We start from the raw sequence: 24,641 nt of genomic DNA on the forward strand, positions 1-24,641 counted from the left end.
GTCCTCTCCCGCCCGACGCCGCAGCGCACCCGGGAGCGCGGGTGCGCTCCGCCGTCGGGCAGAATCGAGGCATGAGTGCTGGTGCGGTGCGGCGGGGCCGACGGCCCGCGGGCGAGGACACCCGGGCGTCGATCGTGGCCGCGGCGCGCGAGGAGTTCGCCGCCAAGGGCTACGACGCCGTGAGCATGCGCGGTGTGGCACGCGCGGCCGGGGTGGACCCGGGCCTGATCCGGCACTACTTCGACGGCAAGGGCGAGCTCTTCGCGGCCTCGCTCGTCCCCGCGGGCGCGGACCCGCAGGCGCTCGCGGGCCGGTTCGCCGAGGGGGGGATCGAGGGCCTGGGCGAGCGGCTCGCGCGGACCGTGCTCGCGGTCTGGGACGCGCCCGACGGGCAGGTCCAGCTCCGGCTCGTGCTGTCCGGGCTGCTCTCGGCCGACGGGCACGTGCAGGAGCTGCCGCGCTATCTCCAGCGGACGGTGTTCGACCAGGTCGCCGCGCTCCTGCCGCGCGAGGTCGCGGCGCGGCGCGTGGGGCTGGTCGCGAGCCAGGTGCTCGGGGTGCTGGTCGCCCGGCACCTCCTGCGCCTCGAGCCCGTGGCGTCGATGTCCCCCGACGAGCTGGTGCAGTCGATCGCCCCGACGATCCAGCGGTATCTCGAGGGCGTGGACGAGGGTCTTGCGCCGGGACCTCCCGAGGAGCAGAATTCCTCACATGGGGAATACTGACCCGGTCATCAGCGTCCGCAGCCTCCGCGTCGACCGCGGCGGGACCACGGTCCTGCACGGGCTCGACCTCACGGTTCCTGACCGTCAGATCGTCGGCCTGCTCGGGCCGAGCGGGAGCGGCAAGACCACGCTCATGCGCGCGCTCGTCGGGGTCCAGCAGATCACGGGCGGCGAGGTCGAGGTCCTGGGCCGCGCGGCCGGCGACCCCGTGCTGCGGCGCCAGGTCGGGTACGTGACACAGTCGCCCAGCGTCTACGCGGACCTCAGCGTGACCGAGAACCTGCGCTACTTCGCGACGATCCTGGGCGTCGGTCCGCGCGACGTCGCGCGCGTGACCGACGCCGTGGACCTCGCGCGGCACGCCCGGCGCCGGGTCGGCACGCTCTCGGGCGGTGAGCGCTCGCGTGTCTCGCTGGCGGCCGCGCTGCTCGGAGACCCGCAGCTGCTCGTGCTCGACGAGCCGACCGTCGGGCTCGACCCCGTGCTGCGCCGCGACCTGTGGGACCTGTTCGCGCGCCTGCGTGACGCCGGGACCTCGCTGCTCGTGTCGTCGCACGTCATGGACGAGGCGACGCGCTGCGACCGGCTCCTCCTGCTGCGCGACGGTCGCCTGCTCGCGGACGACACCCTGCCGGGCCTGCTCGAGCGCACGGGCGCCCACGACGTCGAGCACGCGTTCCTGCGCCTCGTGGAGGAGACCCCCGTGCCCGACGGCGCGGCAGCCGCCAGGAGTCCGCGTCACCTCGGAGGGGAGGCGTCATGAGCGCGCACGACGCACGGGAAGCGGCGACGCTCGCGACGGGTACGTCGAGGCGCGAGGGCGAGCGCGCAGCCCCGGTGCGGCACGCACCCCGTGCCCTGAGCCCGGGCCTGACCCTCGCGACCGCGGGCCGGGTCCTGCGGCAGATCCGCAACGACCCGCGCACCATCGCGCTGCTCGTCGTGCTGCCGTGCGTGCTGCTCGGGCTCATCGCCTGGATGTTCGACGGGACGCCCGTCCTGGACCAGTTCGGCCCCATCCTCGTGGGGCTGTTCCCCATGATCATCATGTTCCTCGTCACGAGCGTCACGACGCTGCGCGAACGGCAGTCGGGGACGCTCGAGCGCCTCATGACCATGCCGCTCGGCAAGGGCGACTTCGTGGGCGGGTACGCGCTCGCGTTCGCGCTCCTCGCGACCGTGCAGGCCCTGGTCGTGGTGGCGTTCGCGGTGTGGGTGTGCGGCATGGACGTCGCGGGGCCCGTGGGCCTCGTCGTGCTCGTCGCGGTGCTCGACGCGATCCTCGGGTCGTGCCTGGGGCTCGCGGCCTCGGCGCTCGCCCGCTCGGAGTTCCAGGCCGTGCAGCTCATGCCCGTGATCCTGTTCCCGCAGCTCATCACGTGCGGCCTGCTCATGCCGCGGGACGAGATGCCCGCGGTGCTCGAGGCCATCAGCCGGGTGCTGCCCCTGACGTACGGCGTCTCGGCGCTCCAGGACGTGGCTGCGGGCGGCGGGTTCGCCGACGTGCGCGGTGCCGTCGCGGTCATCGTCGGGTTCATCCTGGGCGCGATCGTCCTGGGGACGCTCACGCTGAGGCGCCGGACCGCGTAGGCCTGGCCGGGAGGCCTCGGCGCCGCCCTGTACCACGGTTCGCCGAATCTCACCCGCTGAGGCGCCCGCAGGGGCCCCAGGACGTGGGAGGATGGGCGCGCTCGGGGGCGCGAGGCGACAAGGGAGTGCGCAAGTGCGGATCGTGGACCCGCGGGCTCGAGCCCGCACGTTCGCAGGGGCTGTGGCAGGACTGGTCGTGGCAGGCGGGATCGTCCTCGGAGGGCTGCCCGCGGTCGCCGCCCCGCCGGTGCCGGTCGGGGACCACGGACCGGAGGGCGTGAGCCTGCAGGTCGGCATCACGGGGATCACCACGCTCTCCGCGGTCGACACGGTCGCGGAGAACCCCGTCCCGGGAGGGACGCTCGTCGTCCGGGGTCAGGGATTCGTGCCCTTCGTGACGTACGACGTGCACCTCCACTCGACACCCACGTTCCTCGGGACCGTGACGGCGCGCGCCGACGGGACCATCGAGCTCGCCACGACCATCCCGCTCTCGACGGTCGCCGGACCCCACTACGTCGTGGTGACCGACCCCGTGAGCGGGGCCTCGGTCCGGTCCGCGTCGTTCGACGTCCGCAGCGCCGTCGGCGGCACGGACGGCGGCGGGACGGGCGGAGGGACGACCACGGGCAACGGCACGACCGCCGAGGGCGGGACCCCCGGCAAGGTCCCCGGCCCGCTGGCCTCCACGGGCGTCACGGTCGTGGGCACCCTGGCGATCGCCGGTGGCCTCGTCGCGGGAGGCGCGGCCCTGAGACGGCGCCGGACGCGCGCGAGCTGAGCGGCGCCGTCGGGCCTGCGGGCCCTCGTGGCCCCAGGAACGGTCCGCCGGCGCCCGGCACGTGACCCGGACGACGAGACGTCGATCAGTCGTCAGAAGCCCACCGGGACATACCCCGGTGGGCTTCTGACAGCTGATCGCTCGGTGGGGAACGCGGGCCCCGTGCGTGGCTACGGACGCGCCGCGAACCGTTCCAGCAGCTCCGCGTGCCCCGAGACGATGAGCAGGTCGTTCGCGGAGATGCGCGTGGTCGGCTCGGCGTACACGAAGTCCTGGCCCGGCGACTTCACTCCGATGATGGTCACGCCGTAGCGGTCGCGGACCTTGGTCTGCTCGATCGTGAAGCCCTGCGTCTCCTTGGGTGGCCGCATCTTGACGATCGTGAAGCCGTCCTCGACCTCGATGTAGTCGAGCAGCTTGCCCGAGACCAGGTGCGCCACGCGGCTGCCCGCGTCGGCCTCGGGGAACACCACGTGGTGCGCACCGATGCGCTGCAGGATGCGCCCGTGCTCGGCCGAGATGGCCTTGGCCCAGATCTGTGGCGTGCCCAGGTCCACCAGGTTGCCCGTGATGAGCACGCTCGCCTCGAGCGAGGTGCCCACACCCACGACCGCGACCGGGAAGTCGCGCGCGCCGAGCTGCTCCAGGGCGGTGGGGTTCGAGGCGTCGGCCTCGACGAGGGGGATGCGGCCCGACCACTGGGCGATGAGCTCGGGCGAGCGCTCGACCGCGAGCACGTCCTGGCCGAGCCGGTCGAGGGTCGCGGCGATCGCGGAGCCGAACCGGCCGAGCCCGATCACGAGCACGCCGGCGTTCTTCTCGGGGGCCTTCTTGTCGGGCACCTGGGGACCTTTCGTCGGGAGAGGCGGGCCGGCCGTGAGCCGGGACCGCGCCAGGGGGAGCAGGGGGCGGGGTCAGCCGATGATCGGGCGTTCCTCGGGGTAGCGGATCACGCGGCGCCGGTCGCGCAGCGCGAGTGCCGCCGCGAGCGTCATGGTCCCGGTGCGGCCGATGAACATGAGCACGACGAGGACGTACTTGCCGGCGGTCGGGAGGTCGGCCGTCACGCCCGTCGAGAGGCCCACGGTCGCGAACGCCGAGATGGTCTCGAAGAGGATCACGTCGAGGGTCCAGCCCGTGATCTCGAGCAGCAGCAGGCTCGCGACGAGCACGGCCGTCGCGCCGATGAACGACACGGCCACGGCCAGGCGCAGGGTCTCGCGCGGGATGCGCCGACCGAACGCCTCGAGGTCGCGGTCGCCGCGCGCCTCGGACACGATCGCGAGCAGCATGACCGCGAGCGTCGTGACCTTGATGCCGCCCGCCGTCGAGGCGCTGCCGCCACCGACGAACATGAGCGCGTCGGTGATGAGCCAGCTCGACTCGTGCATGCCGTTGATGTCGATCGTCGAGAAGCCCGCGGACCGGGGCATGACCCCGGCGAACAGCGACGCGAGGATCTTCTCGTTGAGGCTCAGCGGGCCGAGCGTCTTGGCGTTGGTCCACTCGAACGCCGCGAAGAGGACAACGGCCACCACGACCAGGACGGCACTCGTGGTGAGCGTCAGCTTGGTGTGCAGGTTCCACTTCGAGGCGCGCCGCCGGTTGCGCATGATGTTGAGGATCACGGGGAAGCCCAGCGAGCCGATGAACACGCCGATGATGATCGGCATGAGCAGCATCCAGTCGCCCACGTAGGGGGTCAGGCCCTCGGCCGTGGGGATGAAGCCCGCGTTGTTGAACGCCGAGATCCCGTAGAACAGGCCGTGCCAGGCGGCCTCGCCGAACGTCTCCTCGAGCACGATGAAGCGCGGCAGGAGCAGCAGCGCGATGAGCAGCTCGATGCTGGTCGAGGTGATGATGACGACGCGCACGAGCGAACCGACCTCGCCGAGCCGGGTCGTCTTGGTCTCCGAGGCCGTGAGCAGCTTCTGCGTCAGGCCGATGCGCCGCGAGACGGCCATGCCGAGGATCGAGGCGAGCGTCATGACGCCCAGACCACCGATCTTGATGCCCACGAGGATCACGACCTGCCCGTACGTGGACCAGTAGGTCCCCGTCGGGACGACCACGAGGCCCGTGACGCACACGGCCGACGTCGCGGTGAAGAGCGCGTCGATCAGCGGCGCCGACTTCCCGGACGTCGTGGCCCAGGGGGCCATGAGGAGCAGCGTGAAGAGCGAGATCACCGCCGCGAAGACCGTGACCGCGAGGCGGGCCGGGGAGTGGCGGGCGAGGCGGTCGACCAGCTCTCGTCCTGCGAAGAAGCGCCCGGAAACCCCCTGGGGCATCGGTCCTCCGTCTCGCTGTCCGTGCGTCCTCGTCCGGGTGGACGGGTGGCGGGGGAGGCCCTTGCGGGGTCGTCCGGTCGCCGTGCGTGCCGATGTGTCGCCCAACTCTGCCACAGGACGGCCCCTGCCCACCGGCTGAACCGCGTGGCGCCGTCGGGCCGTGCGGGCGCTACCGTGTTTCCTGCCTGCCGCCGACACCGTCGCGTGCCGCGGTACGGGCCGTGCGACGGCGCACCCGCCGTCCGGACGAGGACCACCGACCGAGGAGCGCACGTGACCGGAACCGACACCGTGCCGTTCGTCGCGCAGGTCGTGTGGAGCCCGGACCTGCTGGGGTACGACTTCGGGCACGGGCACCCCATGTCCCCGACGCGCCTGGACCTGACCATGCGCCTGGTGCGCGCGCTGGGCCTGCTCGACGCCCCGGGCGTCGAGGTCGTCGGGACGTCGCCCGCCACCGACGAGGTGCTCGACCTGGTGCACGACCCGGCCTACGTCGCCGCGGTCCACGCGGCCTCGGAGCAAGGGGTGGAGAACGCCGCGCTGGGGCTGGGCACCGAGGACGACCCGGTCTTCGCCGGGATGCACGAGGCCGCGGCACGCATCCTGTCGGGCTCGTACGAGGCCGCGGGCGCGGTCTGGTCGGGGCACGCGCTGCACGCCGTGAACATCGCGGGCGGCATGCACCACGCCCAGCGCGGGGCCGCGTCCGGCTTCTGCATCTACAACGACGCCGCGGCCGCGGTCCGGCGCCTCCTCGACGACGGCGCCGAGCGCGTCGCGTACGTCGACCTCGACGCGCACCACGGCGACGGCGTCGAGTCGATCTTCTGGGACGACCCGCGCGTCCTGACGGTCTCGGTCCACCAGAGCGGCGCGACGCTGTTCCCCGGCACGGGCCACGCGACGGACACGGGTGGTGCCACGGCGTCGGGCACCGCGGTCAACCTCGGCCTGCCGCGCCGGACCGACGGCTCGCGCTGGCTGCGGGCCGTCGACGCGGTGGTCCCGCCCGTCCTGCGCGCGTTCCGGCCGCAGGTGGTCGTGTCCCAGCACGGCTGCGACGCGCACGGCCACGACCCGTTGAGCGATCTCGACGTGAGCATCGACGCCCAGCGCACGGCCGTGCGCTGGATCCACGAGCTGACGCACGAGCTCGCCGAGGGGCGCTGGGTCGCCCTGGGCGGCGGGGGCTACTCGGTCACGTCGGTCGTCCCGTTCGCGTGGTCCAACGTCGTCGCGGAGGTCGTCCACGCGCCCGTGGCGCCGTCCACGCCCGTGCCGGTCGCGTGGCGCGACCACATCACCGCGGTCGCTCATCGCGAGACTGCCGCACTCATGGGGGACGGCGAGGTCGCGTTCACGTCGTGGGGGCGGGGCTACGACCCCGAGGACGAGGTCGACCGCGCGGTCGTCGCGACGCGCAAGGCCGTGTTCCCGTTGCTGGGACTGGACGCGCACTTCGACTGAGGCGGTTCGGGGAGCCCCGGAACGGGGCGGCGGGCGAGCGCCCGCCAGGGTGTCCCGCCCCCCGCCCGACGACGTCACCCTCGCTCGATTTCTGGCGACAGCCTGGGAGCAGGTAGGCTAAGGGACGGACTTTTTCTCGTGTTGGTCGGTTCCCGATCAGCCGTGGACCACCATGATCGGGGCGATCCCGATCGCACACCGATCCAGCATTGTGAGGACCCATGGGCTCCGTCATCAAGAAGCGCCGCAAGCGTATGGCCAAGAAGAAGCACCGCAAGCTGCTTCGCAAGACGCGCCACCAGCGTCGTAACAAGAAGTAGCAGCGCGGCGCGTTCACGCGCCGGTTGCCGCAGGAGCCCGGAACCCCTCAGGGGTGCCGGGCTCTTCGCATGCCCGGGATCGTCGCGGGCTCCAGGACTGCCGCGGGCCCCGGATGGTCGGGTCCCTGCTGGCCGCCGGGCCGGGGAGCGGCGGGTCAGAGGCCCGTGCGGCCCTTGAGCGAGCGCTGGATCGAGCGCATGACGAGCCCGAGGACCCAGGCCGCCCCCGCCCAGCTCGCGGTCTTGAGCCCGCGGTTCGCGACGCGTCGGCGCCTGCCGCGGAACTCGCGGATGGGCCACCCGACGTCCTTGGCGTGGCGACGCAGCCGCGTGTCCGGGTTGATCGCGCACGGGTGGCCCACGGCCTGCATCATGGTGACGTCGTTGAGCGAGTCGCCGTAGGCATAGGAGGCCGGGAGGTCGATCCCGTGGCGCTCGGCGAGCTCGCGCACGCCCGCGGCCTTGGCCCGGCCGTGCATCATGTCGCCCACGAGGCGGCCCGTGTAGAGACCGTCCTCGTGCTCGGCGACCGTGCCGAGCGCCCCGGTGGCCCCGAGCCGCCGGGCGATGAGCTGGCCGATCTCCAGAGGGGTCGCGGACACGAGCCACACCTGGTGGCCGGCCGCGATGTGCTCGTCCAGGAGCTTCTGGGTCCCGGGGAAGATCCGCAGGGAGAGGACCTGGTCGTAGACCTCTTCGCCGATCGCGACGACCTCGGCGACCGACCGGCCGGCGATGAGGTCGAGGGCCCGGGAGCGGACCTGGTCGATCTGGCGCTTGTTCTCCCCGAGCAGGAGGTAGCGGGCCTGGTGGAACGCGAACGTCACGAGGTCCGGGGTGGAGAAGAAGCCGCGCTGGTACAGCGCCCTGGCCAGGTGGAACGAGCTGGCGCCCCGGATGATGGTGTTGTCGACGTCGAAGAAGGCCGCCGTCGGATGGGTGGACCCAGGTGCAGACGTCGGCATGCCGTCCACTCTATCGGCGCCCACCGCCCCCCGCCGACGACCCGCGCGCCTCAGGATGCCGGGTGCCCGGCCGGACCTTCTGTCCGGGATGCGTAGGCTGGGGGAGTGAGCACCGCAGAACCCGCCGCCGGACATGCCACAGGTCGAGCCGCAGGACCCGAGGCAGTGGCCGAGGCGCTCGCCCCGGCCGCTCCTCCCCGGGCCGACCCTCCGCGCGTCGTGCTCTACGGGCGCGACGGGTGCCACCTGTGCGACACGGCCCGCGAGATCGTCGAGGCGGTGTGCGCCGAGCAGCAGGTCACGTGGGCCGAGGTCAACGTGGACGACGACCCGACGGGTGCGCTCGCGTCCGAGTACGGCGACTACGTCCCGGTCGTGACCGTGGACGGGGTCCAGCAAGGGTTCTGGCAGGTCGACGGCGCACGGCTCGCCAAGGCGATCGCCCGGCGGCGCGTCAGCGGCTGACGTTCCGCGTTCGGGCCCAGAGCCTGAGATGATCCGAGAAAGCAGCACAGCGAGGTCGTCAACGACGACGACATGACGAGGTATGGGTGGTACGAGTGGCAGAGACCCTGGGGGACACCGGCATTCCTGGCGCGACGGTGACACGCCTGCCCGCCTATCTGCGGGCGTTGCGCGACCTGGAGGGACGCGGCGTGGAGACCACGTCGTCGACCGAGCTCGCCGAGCTGGCCGGGGTCGGTTCCGCACAGCTCCGCAAGGACCTGTCGTTCCTCGGGTCGTACGGGACGCGCGGCGTCGGGTACGTGGTCGACTCGCTCGCGACCTACATCACGTCGGCGCTGGGCGTGACCGACGAGCACCGGATCGCCATCATCGGTATCGGTAGCCTGGGCCACGCGCTCGCGAACTACTCGGGCTACGGGACCCGTGGCTTCGAGGTCGCGGCCCTGCTCGACGCGTCGCCCTCGGTCGTGGGCACCGAGGCGGCGGGCCTCGTGGTCGAGCACGTCGACGCGCTCGAGGAGGTCATCGCCCGCGAGAACGTCACGATCGTCGTCCTGGCCACGCCCGCGCACGTCGCGCAGGACGTCGCCGAGCGCGTCGTCGAGGCGGGGGTCCGCGAGATCCTCAACTTCGCGCCGCGCGCCCTCCAGCTGCCCGACGACGTGATCGTGCGGTCCGTCGACGTGGGCAGCGAGCTGCAGATCCTGGCCTTCCACGCGCAGGCCCGGGCGCTCGCGAACCGCCCCTCGGGCGAGCCCGGTGCGGACGAGGACGACGACGAGGGCGCCGGAGCCTAGGGCGCCCCGACGGGTGGCGAGCCGACCGCGGGGGCGCGTCCCGCCGTCGGGCCCGTGCGCACCTCGCCCGGACAGCACAGGAGCCGGCGACCCGTGACGGGTCGCCGGCTCCTGGCGTACCGGCCGCGTCAGGACGCGGGGGCCGGTTCGGGGGCGAGAGGCTCAGGCCTGCTTGATCGCCGAGAGGTCGAGCGCGATCTTGATCTTGTCGCCGACGAGCACGCCACCGGCCTCGAGGGCCACGTTCCAGGTCAGGCCGAACTCCTTGCGGGAGATCTCGGTCTCGGCCTCGAACCCGGCGCGCGAGTTGCCGTAGGCGTCGACGGCGGTGCCCGTGAACTCGGTCTCGAGCTTGACCGGCTTGGTCACGCCGTTGATGGTCAGGTCGCCCGCGATGACGAAGTCGTCGTCGTCGGCCTCGACGGCGGTCGAGACGAAGTTCCAGGTCGGGTTCTTCTCGGCGTCCCAGAAGTCGGCCGACTGGAGGTGGCCGTCGCGGCCCGCGTCACCCGTGTTGACCGACTTGGCGTCGATCGCGGCGACCACGTTGGAGGACTCGACGTCGTCACCGATGGTGATGTTGCCGTCGGCGATCGCGAGCGAGCCGCGGACCTTGGAGATTCCTGCGTGGCGGACCGTGAAGGTCGCCTGCGAGTGCGAGGGGTCGATCGCGTAGGTGCCTGCGGTCAGTCCGGAAGGAAGGTTCGTGGCCATGGGTGTCTCCTGAGAGGTCGAGTTGCGTTTGCGTCAGGCGCGCCGTCGACGTGCCATTAGTTGAAGATTCAACTTCATACGAACGCATCAACGCAAGCCCCCCGCCCTCTATTCCCCGAGGAGGGCACGAGTTCTCCCTGGACCGGCCACCACCCCCGACGATGGGAGAATGGGGCCGTTGTTCACACGGAGGGGGCGTGACGGATGAAGGAAGAGATGACGGCTCAGCAGGACCAGCACGCCACCACGGTGCACGACACCTCCTGGCTCGACGACGACCAGCAGCGCTACTGGCGCTCGTTCCTCGACGGCTCGGCGCGGTTCGTCGAAGCCCTCAGCAGGGAGCACGAGGACCTCTCGAGCCTGACCCTCGGTGAGTACGAGCTCCTGGTCCGCCTGTCCGAGGCGGCCGACCACACCCTGCGCATGTCCGCGCTGGCCGACGGCCTGGCCCGCTCCCGCAGCCGCGTGACCCACACGGTCCACCGCATGGAGCAGCGCGGGCTCGTACGTCGCGCCGCGAGCGTGGGCGACGGACGGGGTGTGAACTGCGTCATGACGGAGGCGGGGTACGCCGAGCTCGTCGCGTCGGCCCCGGGCCACGTGACCGCGGTCCGTCGCTACCTGGTCGACGTCCTGACCCCGGCGCAGCTGCGCAACCTCGGCGAGGCCATGGAAGCGGTCGCCGAGGCGTGCCGGGTCGTGGAGCCGCACGAGCAGTAGCCAAGACCCAGGCGCGCCGGGCGGCGAGGTGTGGCCCGGAGCACCCCGGGCACGTGCACCGCGCGCGCCAGATCTTTGGGAGACTGGTCGGCATGGTTGCAACCACGGTCCACCTCATGCGTCACGGTGAAGTCTTCAACCCGGACGGCATCCTCTACGGGCGAATCCCCGGGTACCACCTCTCCGAGCTCGGGCACACCATGGCGCGTCGCGTCGCGGGGCACCTGTCGGGCAAGCCCGCGGAAGGCGCACCCGCACTGCCCGACGACGGCGCGCACGAGCCCTTCGACGTCGCCCTGGTCATCGCGTCCCCGCTCCAGCGCGCGCAGGAGACCGCGACGCCCGTCGCCGAGGCCTTCGGCCTGCCGCTCGGGACCGACGAGCGGCTCATCGAGGCGGGCAACCACTTCGAGGGGATGAAGTTCGGCGTGGGCGACGGCTCGCTGCGCCACCCCGGGCACTGGCCCTACCTCTGGAACCCGCTGCGCCCGTCCTGGGGCGAGCCCTACAAGGAGCAGGTCGCGCGCATGCACGCCGCGATCCACGACGCCCGCGCGCAGGCCGAGGGGCGCGAGGTCGTGCTCGTGAGCCACCAGCTCCCCATCTGGATCTCGCGCCTGGCGTTCGAGGGCAAGCGCCTGTGGCACGACCCGCGCAACCGTCAGTGCTCGCTCGCGTCCCTCACCTCGTTGCGCTTCGACGGCGACCGCCTCGTCGGGATCCACTACACCGAGCCGGTCGCGGACCTGCTGCCGGGGGCCGCGAAGGTCTCCGGAGCGTGACCCACCAGGGGTTTCTCAGGTTGTGCCCAGGCAGGTGGGAGACAGTGCTGCCATGATCCACCCCTTCCGTGCCCGGCACGGTCGCGCGCCCGCACCCGGGCGTCGCACCGCCGGTCGTCCTGCTCTCGTCCCCGTCGCGATCGTCTCGCTCGGCCTGGTCCTCACGGGCTGCGCCCAGGAGTCGGGCGCCACGAGCCCCGACGACGTCGTGGGTCAGGGCTACGTCTCGGGCGACGGCTCGGTCAAGACGTGGGACGTGTCGGACCGTGACGACCCCGTCGTCCTGACCGGCACGGACTTCGAGGGCAACGCGATCGACACGAGCGAGTGGGCCGGCGACGTCGTCGTGCTCAACACCTGGTACGCGTCGTGCGCGCCGTGCCGGGCCGAAGCACCCGACCTGGTCGCGCTCGCGAACGACCGCGCGGACCAGGGGGTGCGCCTGCTCGGGATCAACAGCACCGACGACGCGGGCGCCGCGCTCGCGTTCGAGCGCACGTTCGAGGTGCCCTACCCCTCGATCGAGGACACGCGCGGCGAGGCGATCGCGACGCTCGAGGGCTCGGTGCCCATCCAGGCGGTGCCCACGACGGTCGTCCTCGACCGCGAGGGGCGCGTCGCCGCGCGCATCATCGGTCGTGCCGAGGGCTCGACCCTCACCGGGCTCGTCGACGACGTCCTCGCAGAGGACGCCTGACCCGTGAACCCTCTCTCCTTCGCCGGTGACGTCGGCACCACGTTCGCCACCACGGCGTTCAGCGGTTCCATGCTGCTGGCGGTGCCCGTCGCGCTCCTCGCGGGGCTCGTGTCCTTCGCGTCCCCGTGCGTGCTGCCGCTCGTCCCCGGGTACGTCGGGTACGTGAGCGGGCTCGCCGCGGCCAACGCCGGCGCCACGTCGCGCCAGGCAGGCGGCAGCGGCGGTGGGGGTGGCGGTACTGCCGTCCGGACGGTGCGCGCCCCGGGCCGGTGGCGGGTCGCCACCGGCGTCGGGCTCTTCGTGGCCGGCTTCACGCTCGTCTTCGTCCTGCTCATGGTCGCCGCCGGTGCGGTCGGCGTGCACGTCAAGCAGTGGGAGGACGTCATCACGCGCGTCATCGGGGTCTTCGTGATCCTCATGGGCTTCGCGTTCATGGGTGCCATGCCGTTCCTCCAGCGCGACCGACGGCTGCACCTGAGCCCCACCGCGGGGCTGTGGGGAGCCCCCCTGCTGGGCATCGTGTTCGGCCTGGGCTGGGCCCCGTGCATCGGCCCGACGCTCACCGCCGTCATGGCGCTGTCGCTCGACGAGGCCACCGCGGGCCGCGGGGCGATCCTGGGCATCGCGTACAGCCTGGGCCTCGGCGTCCCGTTCCTGCTCATCGGGATCGGCCTCGAGCGGTCCAAGAAGGCCGTGGCCTTCCTGCGGCGCCACCGGCTCGCGATCATGCGCATCGGAGGCGGCATGCTCATCCTCATCGGCCTGGCGCTCGTGACCGGCGTCTGGGGCACCTGGACCTCGCGCCTCGGCGGGCTCATCACGGGCTTCGAGACGGTGATCTGATGAGCGACAAGGACCTCTACCGCCCCGAGGGCATCGACGACGCGTTCAGCCACCCCGAGCCCGAGGCTCGCCCCTCCGAGGGCGAGGCGCCCGCCGAGACGCGAGCGACGCCGTCGGGCAGCTCGAAGCGCGCCCCGCGCGCGACCGGACCCGACGCCGCGACCCCGGACACTGCCGGAACCGCGCGCAGCGGCGAGGCCGGCACGCCGCAGCTCCCCTCGCTCGGCCTCCAGGGCTCCCTGCGCTGGGTCTGGCGCCAGGTCACGAGCATGCGCGTCGCGCTCATGCTCCTCATGCTGCTGGCCGTCGCGGCCGTCCCTGGCTCGGTGCTGCCGCAGCGTCCGCAGGACCCGGCCGCGGTCCTGACCTACCTCCAGGACAACCCGCGCACGGGGGAGTGGCTCGACCGGCTGGGCTTCTTCGACGTGTACGCGTCGGTGTGGTTCTCCGCGATCTACATCCTTTTGTTCGTCTCCCTGGTGGGTTGCATCCTGCCGCGCACCAAGGCGCACCTGCAGGCCGTGCGCAACCGCCCGCCGCGCACCCCGCGACGGTTCGACCGCTTCCCCGCCAAGGCCGAGACCACGAGCACGGCGACTCCCGACGAGGTCGTCGAGGCGGCCGCCGCGCACCTGCGCGGCCGGTTCCGCCGGCTGCCCACGTTCCGCGTGGACGTCTCGACCGAGCCGGCCGACGTGGCCCGCGGGCTGCCCGAACGACGGACCGTCGCCGCCGAGCGCGGCTACCTGCGCGAGACCGGCAACCTGCTGTTCCACCTCTCGCTCCTGGGCCTGCTCGTCTCGGTCGCGACCGGACAGCTCCTGCACTTCCGTGGGCAGGCGATCATCACGGAGGGGCGCGGGTTCGCGAACGCGGTCGTCGACTACGACACGTTCGAGAACGGCTCGCTGTTCCGGCCGAGCTCGCTCGTCCCGTTCTCGATGACCCTCGACTCGTTCGACGCCGAGTTCGCGATGGACCAGGTCGCGTTCGCGCAGTCGCGCGACTTCACGGCCAACGTCACGGTGCGCAACCCCGACGGTTCCTCGCAGGAGGAGCAGATCAAGGTCAACCACCCGATCGTGGCTGGCGGGGCCAAGATCTACCTGCAGGGCAACGGCTACGCACCCGAGGTCACCATCCACGACGCCGACGGGCAGGTCGCGTTCGCAGGCCGTGTCCCGTTCCTGCCCGAGGACACCATGTACACCTCGCGCGGGGTCATCAAGGTGCCCGACACCTCGCCCGGGCTCGACCAGATCGGCCTCGTCGGCTACTTCCTGCCCACAGCCGAGGTCACCGAGGACGGGGCTCGCTCGATCTTCCCGCAGCCGGCCAACCCGCTGCTGGTCCTCGAGGTCTACCGGGGCGACCTGGGCCTCGACGACGGGCTGCCGCAGAACGTCTACCGCCTCAACACCGACACGCTCACGGCGTCGGTCGACGAGACGGGAGGCCGCGTCCAGGTCCTCGTCGCGCCGGGCGAGACGGTCGAGCTGCCGGACGGGCTGGGCACCCTGACGTTCGCCGAGGGGCCGGTCGCGCGCTACGTGGCGCTCGACATGCGGCACGACCCGGCGCTCGTCTGGATCCTCGTGTTCGCGCTCGGCGCGCTCGGCGGGCTGGCCGTCTCGCTCTTCACACCGCGCCGCCGCGTGTGGTTGCGTGTGTGGAGCGACGAGGTGCCCGACGGCGAGACGTCCGCGCGGCGTACCGTCGTCACGGTCGCGGGGCTCGCCCGCGGCGACGACGCAGGACTCCAGGGAGAGGTCGACCGCGTGGTCGAGTCGCTCCCCGGGATCGAGCACGCGACCGAACCCCCCGACGAACGACCCGCCGCACGCGGCGGGTCCTCCACCCGAACCACCGGGCCGGCTCGCGCCGACCGACCACGAAAGGCTGACCGATGACCGTTGCCGAGCTGAGCTCCGACCTGGTGTGGGCGGCGGCGACCGCGCTCACGGTCGCGTTCATCGCCTTCGCGATCGACCTGTCCCGGCTGGGGGCCAAGGAACCGGTCGCCGAGCCGGCCGCCGCCGACGCCTCCGGTGACGCCGACGCCCCCGTCAGGGTCGCGGTCGCGACCCCCGCCAAGCCCGTCTCGCGCAAGGCCGCGGGCATCGGCATCTCGACGGGGTGGCTCGGCACCATCCTGCTCCTCGCCGCGATCGTGACCCGCGGGATCGCCGCCGGCCGCGCGCCCTGGGCCAACATGTACGAGTTCACGCTCGTCGGCGCGTTCGTCGCGATGGCGGTGTTCCTCGGGGTGAGCCTGCGGCGCGACGTGCGCTTCCTCGGCGCGTTCGTCACGGGCCTCTCGGTGCTGTTCCTCGTGGTCGCCCAGAACTCGTTCTTCCTCGACGCCACGGGCGTCCAGCCCGCGCTCCAGTCCTACTGGCTCGTGATCCACGTGGGGGTCGCGATCATCGCCACGGGCATCTTCACGGTCGCGTTCGTCATGTCGGTGATCCAGCTGCTGCGCGACTCGCGCGAGAACGGCAACGCGTTCCTGGGGCATCCCGCCTGGCGCTGGCTCGACACCACGCCCCGGCCCGCGCAGCTCGAGGCGCTGAGCTTCCGCCTCAACGCGGTCGCGTTCGTCCTGTGGACCTTCACCATCATCGGTGGCGCGATCTGGGCCGAGCACGCCTGGGGCCGCTACTGGGGCTGGGACCCCAAGGAGGTCTGGAGCTTCGTCGTGTGGGTCGTCTACGCGGCCTACCTGCACGCCCGCACCACGCGTGGATGGTCCGGACGACGTGCGGCCTACTTCGTGATCGTGGGCTACGCGTGCGTGCTGTTCAACTTCACGGGCGTCAACCTGATCTTCAACGGCAAGCACTCGTACTCGGGTATCACGACCCAGGAGTAGCAGGCCTGCCCCGGGCGGCCCGGGGCACGCAGGGTCGTCCCGCCGAGCGGGACGACCCTGTCGTGTATCCACCGGCCTTCACCGGATCTCGACACGGCCCGCGCCGTGGCTGCCTCGTCCTCACAGGTGCTCTCGCTAGAGTCGGCGCTCGTGACCAGCGAACGTGGTGGGCGGACGTGGCCCGAGGGCGACCCTGAGGCGGGCGCGAGCGGGGGTTCCCTGCCGAAGGACAGCGTGGTGCGCGGGCAGGTCCGCCACGCGGCTGCGCGTCGTGAGCACCGGTGGCTGCGCGTCGTCGCCCTCGTGACGACCGCGGTCCTGGCTCTCGGCGTGTCGGGGGCCGCGGCGCTCGTCGTGAAGTCGCTCGCCAACGTCGACCAGGTGGACACCAAGGAGCTCGTCGCACCCGAGGAGTCCCGCCCGCCCGTCGCGACCCCGGACCCCGAGGACCCCCTTGCAGGGCTCCCCGTGAACCTCGTCCTCATCGGTTCGGACGACCGGTCCGGGGTGAACGAGTCGATCGGAGGTGCCGAGGCAGGTATGCGGTCGGACACGACGATGCTCCTGCACGTCTCGGCCGACCGGTCGCGCGTCGAGCTCGTCTCGGTCCCGCGTGACCTGATGATCCCGATCCCTGCGTGCACGGTCACGGGCGGGGGGACGACCAAGGCATCGTCCAGCGCGATGTTCAACTCGGCGTTCTCGAGGGGCTGGGACGCCGGTGGGGACCTCGCCTCGGCCGCGACCTGCACCCAGATGACCGTCGAGCAGATCAGCGGGGTGCGGACCGACGGGTTCCTGGTGGTCGACTTCGCGGGGTTCCAGACCATGGTGGACGCGCTCGACGGCGTGCCCATCTGCATCCCCGAGGACATGAACGACGACGACTCCAACCTCCACCTCACCGCGGGCAACCACGTCCTGTCGGGCGCCGAGGCGCTCGCCCTCGCGCGCGCACGGCACGGGCTGAGCGACGGCTCGGACACCTACCGGATGGGTCGCCAGCAGGCGTTGCTCGCGGCGCTCACGAAGTCCGTGCTGAGCAAGAACGTCCTGACCGACCTCCCGAGCCTGATCAGGTTCCTGGACGCCGCGACGAGCTCGCTCACGATCAGCGGGGGCGTGGACCTCAAGGGGCTTGCGTTCTCGCTCCGCTCGGTGCGCGCGGACGCGGTCACGTTCCTGACGATCCCGTCGGGTCCCCAGCCGTCGAACCCCGCTCGCGTCGTCCTGAGCGACGAGGCCGCAGACGTGTGGGCCCGCCTGGCCGCCGACGAGCCGGTCGTGCCTGAGGCGCCCGCCGACCCACCGACACCTGACTCGGCCACGGTGCCACCCGTCGACGGCGCGACGACGACGCCCTCGCCCGACGCGCCGGTCGACCCTCTGGCCGACCGGCTGCCGGGCGAGGCGATCACGTCGGCCGACGCCCAGGAGACGTGCTGATCGCGGTGAGGCTCCTGGCGACGTAGCCGGTGCGGGCTGGTTCCTTGCTAGGAGGGGTCGTTGCTGCCCGACGACGGCGCGTCCGGCGCGCTGTCCGTCTCGCCCGTCGAGCCCTTGCCCGGGGATCGCGGCTCCTGCTCGCGCTCGTCCTTGCGGTCGGCCGCACCGGGGGCGTGGCCAGGAGCCGCGCCCGGCGCAGTCCCCGACCCGGACGCGGAACCCTCGTCGCGCGCCTCGCGACGACGCTGCTGCTCGAGCTTCCAGAGGAAGTCCGGGTCGTCGTCAGGAGCGACCGGTCCGCTGCTGCGGCGCCGTGCTCCTCCGGCCCCCGGGCGGCGGGGCGAGCCGGCGCCGCCCGCGGCGGCGTGACGCGAGCGCTGCGTGCGGGAGACCAAGATCCAGGCGAGCGGACCGACGAACGGCAGGAAGATGATCATCACGATCCACAGTCCCTTGGGGATCCCGCTCCGGTCGTGCTCTTCGCTCGTGGCGCAGTCGGAGAGGGCGTAGACCGCGAGGCCTACGGCGAGCAGGGTCAGCAGGACGCGGGACATGCCCCCAGCCTATGCGTCCGGGGCAAGGACGTGTCCAGGCTGCGGCCCGGGGGCTCCCGGGGGTGCGCGCGCGTGCCTTCCCGTGCGTCGTGAGGCGTGTCGCCCCGGGCTCCGCGGGGCGCCTACCCTGGAGGGGTGCCCATGGTCATCTACTCCGCCCTGCGCCTCGCGATCTTCGGGGTGCTCTTCGTCGTGCTCTACGCCTTCGGCCTCGGCCACTGGGTCGTGTGCGCGGTCCTCGCGGCCGTGCTCGCCCTGCTGGTCTCCTACCTGACGCTGCGGGGCCCGCGCGAGCGCGCTGCGCAGTACCTCGCGGACCGTGCCGCGCACCGCCGGGCGACCGGTGAGCAGTTCTCGCGGGCGGTCGAGGACGACGCCGCGTTCGAGGACGCCGCGGTCGACGCGGCCTCCGACGAGACGCACGCCCGCGGGACGGACGGCTAGAGCGCGAGCCCCAGTCCCAGCAGCACCCCGTACCCGAGCTCGAACATGCCCGTGCCCGCGAGGACCGGGACCAGCAGGGGGCCACGCGCCCCGGCGAGCACCGGGAGGGTCAGCAGCACTGCGGGCAGCAGCAGGAGCAGCACCAGCAGGGACCACGGTGCGGCGAACGCGCACACCACGGCCAGCAGGATCGGCACCCAGATCATCGCGACGTAGGCACGCCGCGCCCGGAAGTCGCCGAGCCGCACGGCCACTGTCCGCTTCCCGGCGAGCACGTCGGTGGGGATGTCCCGGACGTTGTTGATCATGAGCAGCGCGCACGCGAGCAGGCCCACGGCCACGGCGCCCACACCAGCGACCCAGGTGATGCGGCCGGCCTGCGTGTAGGTGGTCCCGAGGACCGCGACGAGCCCGAAGAACACGAAGACCCCGACCTCGCCGAGACCGCGGTAGCCGTAGGGATTCTTGCCTCCCGTGTAGAACCAGGCCGCGGCGATCGCGACGGCTCCCACGGCCAGCAGCCACCAGTGGCCCGTGAGGGCCACGAGCCCCAGACCGAGGACCGCCGCCACGCCGAAGCACACGAAGGCCGCGTTGCGCACCTGTGAGGCGAGCGCGGCCCCCGACGCGGTCAGCCGCATGGGGCCCACGCGGTCGACGTCCGTGCCGCGCACCCCGTCCGAGTAGTCGTTCGCGTAGTTCACGCCGACCTGCAGCGCGAGCGCGACGCCCAGCGCGAGCAGCGCGGGCCAGAACGCGAACGCGTCGATCTGTGCCGCGGCTCCGGAGCCGACGAGGACGGGTGCGGCCGCCGCGGGGAGGGTGCGCAGGCGCGCGCCCGCGACCCATTCGGCAGAGGTGGCCATGGTGCTCCGATCAGTGGGTGGTGCGAGGTGCGGTGCGGGCGGCGAGCGCGGACACGGCCGCCCGGTCGATCTTGCCCGGGCCTCGTCGCGGCAGGTCGTCCACGACGAGCAGGTACCGCGGTGCGGCGGGCGGTCCCAGCGTAGTCGCGACCGCGTGCCGGGCCCGGGTCAGCAGCTCGGCGTCGGGCTCGCCCTCGGGGCCAGGAGTCGCACGGGGCGAGCCTCCGCGGGTCACGACCGCGACGACCGCCTGCCCCCACTCGGGGTCGGGGATCCCGACCACGCACACCTCGCCGATCCCGTCCTCGCCCGAGAGCGCACCGGCCAGCACGGCCTCGACCGCGGCCGGGGCGACGTTGACCCCGCCCGAGACCACGACGTCGTCGGCCCGGCCGTGGACCGTGAGCGAGCCGTCCGGGGAGAGCGAGCCCAGGTCGTTGGTGCGCAGCCAGCGCGAGCCGTCGGGGTCGCGCCGGAACACCTCGGCCGTGAGCGCCTCGTCACCGAGGTAGCCCGTCGCGAGGACGGGCCCGCCGATCTCGACGACACCCGCGTCCCCCGGAGGCAGGACCTGCCCGGACGAGCGCTCGACGACCCGTACCCGCACGCCCGCGAGCGGGACGCCGTCGTACACGCAGCCCCCGCAGGTCTCCGTCATCCCGTAGGTCGTCACGACCCTGGCCCCTGCCGCGCGGGCCCCGGCCAACAGCGCGGGCGGGGCCGCGGCCCCGCCGAGGAGGATCGCGTCGAACGAGCGCAGCGCGGCGAGCGCGGCCTCTCCGTCCGCGGTCCCCTGGGCGTGCACGAGGCGGTGGAGCTGGGTCGGGACGAGCGAGACGTAGCGCCGCTCGCCGTCCATGCGCGCGGCGTCCGCGGCGAAGCCCGCGGGCGAGAACGGGGCGTCGAGGTCGGCGGTCACGAGCGGGGTCCCGGCGACCACCGAGCGCAGGACCACCTGGAGCCCCGCGACGTGCGTCGGCGGCAGGGCGAGCAACCACTGCGCGTCCCCACCCAGACGCTCGTGCGTGGCGCGCGCCGAGGAGACGAGCGCGCTCGCGCTCAGCGCGACCTCGCGAGGCAGACCGGTCGAGCCCGAGGTCTGCAGCACCAGGGCCGTGCCCTCGGGCAGCGGCCCGGTGAAGGCGAGCGGTGCCGGGGCGACCGCGGGACCGCGCCCTGCGAGGGCGTCGGCGACCGCCGCACGCAGGGCGAGGGCGTCGGAGGGACCATCGGCGCGTGACATCCGTCCAGCGTAGATCGGGTCGTAGGGTGACGAGGGACCGTGGACCGGAGCAGGGCGAAGGGCAGGGAACCGTGACGGCAAGGACGCCAGGGCAGGTCGGACGGAGCCTCGGGCGGGCTGGGGCGCTGATGGTGGGCGTGCTCGTGCTCGCGGCGTGCAGCGGGGGGCCCGCGGACGCCCCGACCAGCACCGTCCCGGCAACCGTTGAGTCGGACAAGGCGGGCCCACCCGACCCCGCGGTCCCTCCGGCCTGGCCGCTCACCGGTGTCCCCTCCGACGCGGTCGACGACCGTCCTGCGCTCGCCGTCAAGATCGAGAACCTGCCGCAGGCGCGCCCCCAGACGGGCCTCGAGCAGGCCGACATGGTGTGGGAGGAGGTGGTCGAGGGCGGCATCACGCGGTTCGTGGCGGTCTACCACTCGCAGTCCCCGGAGATGGTCGGTCCCGTCCGCTCGGTGCGTCCCATGGACCCGGCCATCGTCGGGCCGACGCGCGGCGTGCTCGCCTTCAGCGGTGGGCAGCCCCCGTTCGTGGAAGCCGTCCGAGATGCCGGTATCCAGACGATCGTGCACGACGAGGGCGACGACGGGTTCTTCCTCAAGAAGGGCAAGCGCGCCCCGCACAACCTGTTCGGGACGCCGGCCGACTTCTGGGCGCAGGCCGACGGCGACCGCACGGCGCCCCCGACCCAGCTCCGGCACGTCCGGGTCCCGGGTCAGGGCACCGCGACCACGACGGGTGCACCGTTGAGCCTGCTCGACGTGACCCTCACGTTCGCGAGCAGGGCCCAGTGGGTCTGGGACGCCGAGCAGGCGGCCTTCCTGCGCAACGAGGGGACCACGCCGGCCGTGTCGTCCGACGGCACGCGGCTCTCGGCGCAGAACGTCGTGGTGCTCGGCGTCGAGGTCCGCGACACGCAGTTCAAGGACCCGGCCGGGACGGCCGTGCCGGAGACGCTGCTGGTGGGCTCGGGCGAGGGGCTCGTGGCCAGCGGTGGGAAGCACGTCGCCGTGACGTGGTCGCAGGGTTCGGTCGACGAGCCGCTCGTCCTCACGGGGCCCGACGGCGAGCCGATCCTCCTCGAGCAGGGCGTCACCTGGGTCGAGCTCGTCCCGCGCGCGGGCGGGAGCTGGACGGTCAGCTGACTGCGGGTCGCCCGGTCGCCGAGCCGGTGAGCGTCCACCCGTCGAGCACCGACTCGAGCACCGCGAGCCGGTCGAAGCCGCCGCGCGCGAGGAAGTGCCCGGCGCCGTCGACCACGATCAGGTCGGCGTCGAGGCCCCGGGCGAGGTCCTCGGTCAGCCGCCGGGGGACCACCGGGTCGTCGTCGGCGCTCACGACGAGCCGACGCGCGGTGCGGGCAGCGATCCCCGCCGGGTCGGTCTCGCGGGCGACGAAGTGGTCGACCTCGGGGATGCCGGGGACCTGCTCCACGAAGCCGGCCACGAGCGCGAGACCGCCGAGCCGCCAGTCGTCGTCGCGGGCGGCGAGGTGCTGGAGGATGCTGACGCAGCCGAGGCTGTGACCCACCAGGACGGTGCGCTCGTCGATCGCCCCGACCACCTCGGCCAGCCGCGAGAGCCACGTGTCGAGGTCGGGCGCCTGCGAGTCGGGCAGGTCCGGGACCACGACCTCGATCCCGTACGGCGTGTAGCGCTCCTGGAGCGCACCGAACCAGTGGCTGACGGCCGTGGCGCCCAGGCCGTGCACCACCACGATCCTGGTCGCCGGGGGAGTCGGGCTCGTGCCGGCGGCCGGTTCCTGGACGGTCGGGTGCGTGGCGGCAGCGGCGTCGGTGCGATGAGTCATGCCCTGAGCAACGCCGCAGGTCGGAGCGATGTTCCGGACGGATCGAGGAGGATGCCGCGTGGCCCCTCCTCCTCGGGGAGGACGGCCCGCTCACCCCTGAGGTGGACCGGCGGGTGCGCAGGTCGAGCCGCTGGACCGATGTGCCTGCACCCCTCCCCACGGGAACGTAGAGGCATGGCAACGATCAACCCCACCCAGAGCCCGTTCGAGCCCACGTCCACGGTCACCCCGTTCCCGCCCTCGATCGCCCCTGCCCGGCCCGTGCTGCGTGCCGAGGAGGACGACGACGAGGACGGCGCGCGTCCGGCCGGGTCGATCGGACCCGTCGTCGCGTCGATCGTCCTGCTGTTCGGCCTGGCCGTCACCGCGGCATTCGCCGGCCGTGGGATCGTCGGGCTGCTCAGCGGCTTCATCACGGGCTGACGCGGCGCACAGCGCGCCCCGCCGGCACCGGTCAGACCGCCGGCACCCGTCAGAAGTAGTACGGGAAGTCGTCCCACTGCGGGTCGCGGCGCTCGAGGAACGCGTCGCGCCCCTCGACGGCCTCGTCCGTCATGTACGCGAGCCGCGTGGCCTCCCCTGCGAAGACCTGCTGGCCCGCCAGCCCGTCGTCGGCCAGGTTGAACGCGAACTTGAGCATGCGGATCGCCTGGGGCGACTTGGTCGCGATGATCCGCGCGTGCTCGAGCGCGAGCCTCTCGAGGTCGGCGTGGTCCGCGACCTCGTTCACGGCGCCCCACTCGTAGGCGTCCTGGGCCGAGTACTCGCGGGCGAGGAAGAAGACCTCACGGGCACGCTTCTGCCCGACCTGCCGGGCGAAGAGCGCCGATCCGTAGCCCGCGTCGAACGAGCCCACGTTGGCGTCGGTCTGCTTGAACCGCGCGTGCTCGCGGCTCGCGATCGACAGGTCCGCGACCACGTGAAGCGAGTGCCCGCCCCCGGCGGCCCACCCGTTGACCACGGCGATGACGACCTTGGGCATGGTCCGGATGAGGCGCTGGACCTCGAGGATGTGGAGCCGCCCGGCCTTGGCGGGGTCGATCGCGTCGGCCGTCTGGGCGTCCTCGCTCGTCGTGTACCGGTAGCCGTCGCGCCCGCGGATGCGCTGGTCGCCCCCCGAGCAGAACGCCCAGCCGCCGTCCTTGGCCGAGGGGCCGTTGCCCGTGAGCAGGACCGTCCCGACGTCGGAGGTCATGCGCGCGTGGTCGAGCACCCGGTAGAGCTCGTCGACCGTGTGGGGGCGGAACGCGTTGCGGACCTCGGGCCGGTCGAACGCGACGCGGACGACCGGGAGGTCGCGCTCGCGCGTCTCACCGTCGACCAGGCCGCGTTCGACGCCACGGTGGTAGGTGATGTCGGTGAGTCCCTCGAAGCCGGCGACGGTGCGCCAGGCCTGGGGATCGAACGTCTCGGACACCTGTGCGGGGATGCTGCTCACGACGGCCACCCTAGCCGCCCGTGAGTCGTCGACCGTCGGTGTGGCCTACGGTGTGTGGGTGGGATCGGCGAGATCTTGACGGCAGTGCTCGCGATCGTGTACTTCGGTGAAGCCACGTCTGTGCTCAAGATCCTGCCGCTGGTCCCCGCCGTACGCGGGACCGACGGCCTCAACCTGTCCGGAGGAAGTCACTGATGGCTCCAGAGTCCGAGAAGCACGTCCCCCGCAGGCAGGCCCGCGGCACCCAGCGACGCGACCGCATCGTCTCGGCCGCGGCCGAGCTCATCCTGCGGGACGGCCCCGCGGCCGTGACGCACCGTTCGGTGGCCGCTCAGGCCGACGTCCCGCTCGCCGCGACGACCTACTACTTCACGGGGCTCGACGACCTGCTCGGTGCGGCGGGCGAGCAGATCGTCCGTGGCTGGGCCGAGCGGGCCCAGGCGATCGGCCACTCGGTGACCGAGCTGGTCGCCGAGGGCGGCGTCGAGACCCTGAGCACGCGCTCGCGTGCCCTGCTGCTCGTCGACGCGGTGCTGCCCCCGGGGGACCACGGCGAGCTCCTCGGCTTCTACGAGCACGTCGTGAGCGCGGGGCGCAGCCCCGTCCTGGCCGCCGCGTTCGCGCAGGGACGGGGGGAGCTCGACGTCGTGATCGACGAGCTGCTCGCCCAGCTCGGCGCGCGGTTCTCCGCGGTCCTGCTGATCGCGGTGGTGGACGGCGCCGCGGTGACCGCGCTGTGCGAGGGCCGTGCCGTGCGCGACCTCGCGGTCGAGTGCGTGACCGAGCTGCTCGGGGGAGCCTGA

29 protein-coding genes are annotated in these 24,641 nt (G+C 72.8%); 20 read left to right on the forward strand and 9 right to left on the reverse strand.

The features are described from left to right. Window positions 1-71: 71 nt before the first annotated feature. The 4 genes from OERS_RS01350 (at window position 72) to OERS_RS01365 (ending at window position 3,096) form a co-directional block, all read left to right on the forward strand. On the forward strand, window positions 72-725 hold the full coding sequence (locus tag OERS_RS01350) for a TetR/AcrR family transcriptional regulator (RefSeq protein WP_068623767.1): 654 nt from the start codon (window positions 72-74) through the stop codon (window positions 723-725). Further along, window positions 712-1,488, forward strand: coding sequence for an ABC transporter ATP-binding protein (locus tag OERS_RS01355; protein WP_068623769.1), 777 nt, complete (start codon window positions 712-714; stop codon window positions 1,486-1,488). The genes OERS_RS01350 and OERS_RS01355 overlap by 14 nt, the downstream gene beginning before the upstream one ends. A gap of 95 nt (window positions 1,489-1,583) precedes the next feature. Continuing rightward, entirely contained in the window at window positions 1,584-2,315 is a 732-nt protein-coding gene (locus tag OERS_RS01360; protein ID WP_056650029.1) for an ABC transporter permease, read from the forward strand. A gap of 196 nt (window positions 2,316-2,511) precedes the next feature. Further along, window positions 2,512-3,096, forward strand: a complete 585-nt coding sequence (locus OERS_RS01365) for a hypothetical protein (RefSeq protein ID WP_068623771.1) — start codon at window positions 2,512-2,514, stop codon at window positions 3,094-3,096. A gap of 170 nt (window positions 3,097-3,266) precedes the next feature. Here the strand turns inward: OERS_RS01365 and OERS_RS01370 are convergent, their stop codons facing one another. Both OERS_RS01370 and OERS_RS01375 read right to left on the reverse strand, forming a co-directional pair. Beyond that, entirely contained in the window at window positions 3,267-3,938 is a 672-nt protein-coding gene (locus OERS_RS01370) for a potassium channel family protein (RefSeq protein ID WP_056649726.1), read from the reverse strand. Between the two features lie 72 nt (window positions 3,939-4,010). Continuing rightward, complete coding sequence (locus tag OERS_RS01375) at window positions 4,011-5,387, reverse strand: TrkH family potassium uptake protein (protein WP_056649729.1); 1,377 nt, start codon at window positions 5,385-5,387, stop codon at window positions 4,011-4,013. Between the two features lie 273 nt (window positions 5,388-5,660). On the opposite strand from OERS_RS01375, the gene OERS_RS01380 reads away from it, so the two are divergent. Beyond that, the gene (locus OERS_RS01380; protein ID WP_248948275.1) at window positions 5,661-6,857 is read left to right on the forward strand and encodes an acetoin utilization protein AcuC; all 1,197 of its coding nucleotides are present in this window, start codon (window positions 5,661-5,663) and stop codon (window positions 6,855-6,857) included. A gap of 221 nt (window positions 6,858-7,078) precedes the next feature. Further along, window positions 7,079-7,177: a 30S ribosomal protein bS22 gene (locus tag OERS_RS20460; RefSeq protein ID WP_003792170.1), complete on the forward strand. Its 99-nt coding sequence runs from the start codon at window positions 7,079-7,081 to the stop codon at window positions 7,175-7,177. 155 nt (window positions 7,178-7,332) lie between these two features. On the opposite strand, the gene OERS_RS01385 is transcribed toward OERS_RS20460, so the two are convergent. Beyond that, the gene (locus OERS_RS01385; RefSeq protein ID WP_068623773.1) at window positions 7,333-8,142 is read right to left on the reverse strand and encodes an HAD family hydrolase; all 810 of its coding nucleotides are present in this window, start codon (window positions 8,140-8,142) and stop codon (window positions 7,333-7,335) included. A gap of 105 nt (window positions 8,143-8,247) precedes the next feature. On the opposite strand from OERS_RS01385, the gene OERS_RS01390 reads away from it, so the two are divergent. Both OERS_RS01390 and OERS_RS01395 read left to right on the forward strand, forming a co-directional pair. Further along, a complete protein-coding gene (locus tag OERS_RS01390; RefSeq protein WP_322788275.1) occupies window positions 8,248-8,607 on the forward strand; it encodes a glutaredoxin family protein in 360 nt (119 codons plus the stop codon). Window positions 8,608-8,702: 95 nt separating this feature from the next. After that, window positions 8,703-9,407: a redox-sensing transcriptional repressor Rex gene (locus OERS_RS01395; RefSeq protein WP_068623777.1), complete on the forward strand. Its 705-nt coding sequence runs from the start codon at window positions 8,703-8,705 to the stop codon at window positions 9,405-9,407. 162 nt (window positions 9,408-9,569) lie between these two features. Here the strand turns inward: OERS_RS01395 and OERS_RS01400 are convergent, their stop codons facing one another. Next, entirely contained in the window at window positions 9,570-10,121 is a 552-nt protein-coding gene (locus OERS_RS01400; RefSeq protein ID WP_056649743.1) for a YceI family protein, read from the reverse strand. A gap of 216 nt (window positions 10,122-10,337) precedes the next feature. Here OERS_RS01400 and OERS_RS01405 point away from each other — a divergent pair, with 216 nt between their 5' ends. From OERS_RS01405 to OERS_RS01435, 7 genes are all read left to right on the forward strand, one after another. Beyond that, a complete protein-coding gene (locus OERS_RS01405) occupies window positions 10,338-10,844 on the forward strand; it encodes a MarR family winged helix-turn-helix transcriptional regulator (RefSeq protein WP_068623779.1) in 507 nt (168 codons plus the stop codon). 92 nt (window positions 10,845-10,936) lie between these two features. Then, window positions 10,937-11,626 (forward strand): histidine phosphatase family protein, encoded by a 690-nt coding sequence (locus tag OERS_RS01410; protein ID WP_056649749.1) that lies wholly within the window; start codon window positions 10,937-10,939, stop codon window positions 11,624-11,626. Window positions 11,627-11,678: 52 nt separating this feature from the next. After that, window positions 11,679-12,323, forward strand: coding sequence for a TlpA family protein disulfide reductase (locus OERS_RS01415; protein WP_082848771.1), 645 nt, complete (start codon window positions 11,679-11,681; stop codon window positions 12,321-12,323). Window positions 12,324-12,392: 69 nt separating this feature from the next. Further along, window positions 12,393-13,166 (forward strand): cytochrome c biogenesis CcdA family protein, encoded by a 774-nt coding sequence (locus OERS_RS01420; RefSeq protein WP_056763251.1) that lies wholly within the window; start codon window positions 12,393-12,395, stop codon window positions 13,164-13,166. Further along, window positions 13,166-15,076, forward strand: coding sequence for a cytochrome c biogenesis protein ResB (gene resB / locus OERS_RS01425; protein ID WP_082848770.1), 1,911 nt, complete (start codon window positions 13,166-13,168; stop codon window positions 15,074-15,076). Before OERS_RS01420 ends, resB begins: the two co-directional genes overlap by 1 nt. Continuing rightward, entirely contained in the window at window positions 15,073-16,038 is a 966-nt protein-coding gene (gene ccsB / locus OERS_RS01430) for a c-type cytochrome biogenesis protein CcsB (protein WP_068623782.1), read from the forward strand. The genes resB and ccsB overlap by 4 nt, the downstream gene beginning before the upstream one ends. Window positions 16,039-16,188: 150 nt before the next feature. Continuing rightward, window positions 16,189-17,484, forward strand: a complete 1,296-nt coding sequence (locus OERS_RS01435; RefSeq protein ID WP_248948277.1) for an LCP family protein — start codon at window positions 16,189-16,191, stop codon at window positions 17,482-17,484. A gap of 47 nt (window positions 17,485-17,531) precedes the next feature. Here the strand turns inward: OERS_RS01435 and OERS_RS01440 are convergent, their stop codons facing one another. After that, a complete protein-coding gene (locus OERS_RS01440) occupies window positions 17,532-18,038 on the reverse strand; it encodes a PLD nuclease N-terminal domain-containing protein (protein ID WP_068623784.1) in 507 nt (168 codons plus the stop codon). Window positions 18,039-18,179: 141 nt separating this feature from the next. Here OERS_RS01440 and OERS_RS01445 point away from each other — a divergent pair, with 141 nt between their 5' ends. Next, window positions 18,180-18,482, forward strand: coding sequence for a DUF4229 domain-containing protein (locus OERS_RS01445; RefSeq protein ID WP_082848769.1), 303 nt, complete (start codon window positions 18,180-18,182; stop codon window positions 18,480-18,482). On the opposite strand, the gene OERS_RS01450 is transcribed toward OERS_RS01445, so the two are convergent. Together OERS_RS01450 and OERS_RS01455 are read right to left on the reverse strand one after the other, a co-directional pair. After that, complete coding sequence (locus OERS_RS01450; protein ID WP_056649771.1) at window positions 18,479-19,348, reverse strand: 1,4-dihydroxy-2-naphthoate polyprenyltransferase; 870 nt, start codon at window positions 19,346-19,348, stop codon at window positions 18,479-18,481. The two genes, OERS_RS01445 and OERS_RS01450, sit on opposite strands and share 4 nt — an antisense overlap. 10 nt (window positions 19,349-19,358) lie before the next feature. Beyond that, window positions 19,359-20,591: an AMP-binding protein gene (locus OERS_RS01455; RefSeq protein ID WP_068623789.1), complete on the reverse strand. Its 1,233-nt coding sequence runs from the start codon at window positions 20,589-20,591 to the stop codon at window positions 19,359-19,361. Window positions 20,592-20,719: 128 nt separating this feature from the next. Between OERS_RS01455 and OERS_RS01460 the strand changes: the two genes are divergently transcribed. Next, window positions 20,720-21,736 carry a DUF3048 domain-containing protein gene (locus OERS_RS01460; RefSeq protein WP_068623791.1) on the forward strand — a complete coding sequence of 339 codons (1,017 nt, stop codon included), beginning with the start codon at window positions 20,720-20,722 and terminating at the stop codon, window positions 21,734-21,736. On the opposite strand, the gene OERS_RS01465 is transcribed toward OERS_RS01460, so the two are convergent. Beyond that, window positions 21,729-22,400, reverse strand: a complete 672-nt coding sequence (locus OERS_RS01465; protein WP_082848768.1) for an RBBP9/YdeN family alpha/beta hydrolase — start codon at window positions 22,398-22,400, stop codon at window positions 21,729-21,731. The two genes, OERS_RS01460 and OERS_RS01465, sit on opposite strands and share 8 nt — an antisense overlap. A 174-nt stretch (window positions 22,401-22,574) precedes the next feature. On the opposite strand from OERS_RS01465, the gene OERS_RS01470 reads away from it, so the two are divergent. Beyond that, entirely contained in the window at window positions 22,575-22,823 is a 249-nt protein-coding gene (locus tag OERS_RS01470; protein WP_068623792.1) for a hypothetical protein, read from the forward strand. A gap of 49 nt (window positions 22,824-22,872) precedes the next feature. Here OERS_RS01470 and OERS_RS01475 read toward each other — a convergent pair whose 3' ends face one another. Further along, window positions 22,873-23,838 carry a 1,4-dihydroxy-2-naphthoyl-CoA synthase gene (locus OERS_RS01475; RefSeq protein WP_068623864.1) on the reverse strand — a complete coding sequence of 322 codons (966 nt, stop codon included), beginning with the start codon at window positions 23,836-23,838 and terminating at the stop codon, window positions 22,873-22,875. A gap of 54 nt (window positions 23,839-23,892) precedes the next feature. Between OERS_RS01475 and OERS_RS21370 the strand changes: the two genes are divergently transcribed. Next, on the forward strand, window positions 23,893-24,033 hold the full coding sequence (locus OERS_RS21370) for a hypothetical protein (RefSeq protein WP_157516322.1): 141 nt from the start codon (window positions 23,893-23,895) through the stop codon (window positions 24,031-24,033). Next, complete coding sequence (locus tag OERS_RS01480; RefSeq protein ID WP_082618361.1) at window positions 24,033-24,641, forward strand: TetR/AcrR family transcriptional regulator; 609 nt, start codon at window positions 24,033-24,035, stop codon at window positions 24,639-24,641. Before OERS_RS21370 ends, OERS_RS01480 begins: the two co-directional genes overlap by 1 nt.

Origin of the sequence: Oerskovia enterophila (assembly GCF_001692445.1) — a bacterium.
Lineage (GTDB): Bacteria > Actinomycetota > Actinomycetes > Actinomycetales > Cellulomonadaceae > Oerskovia > Oerskovia enterophila.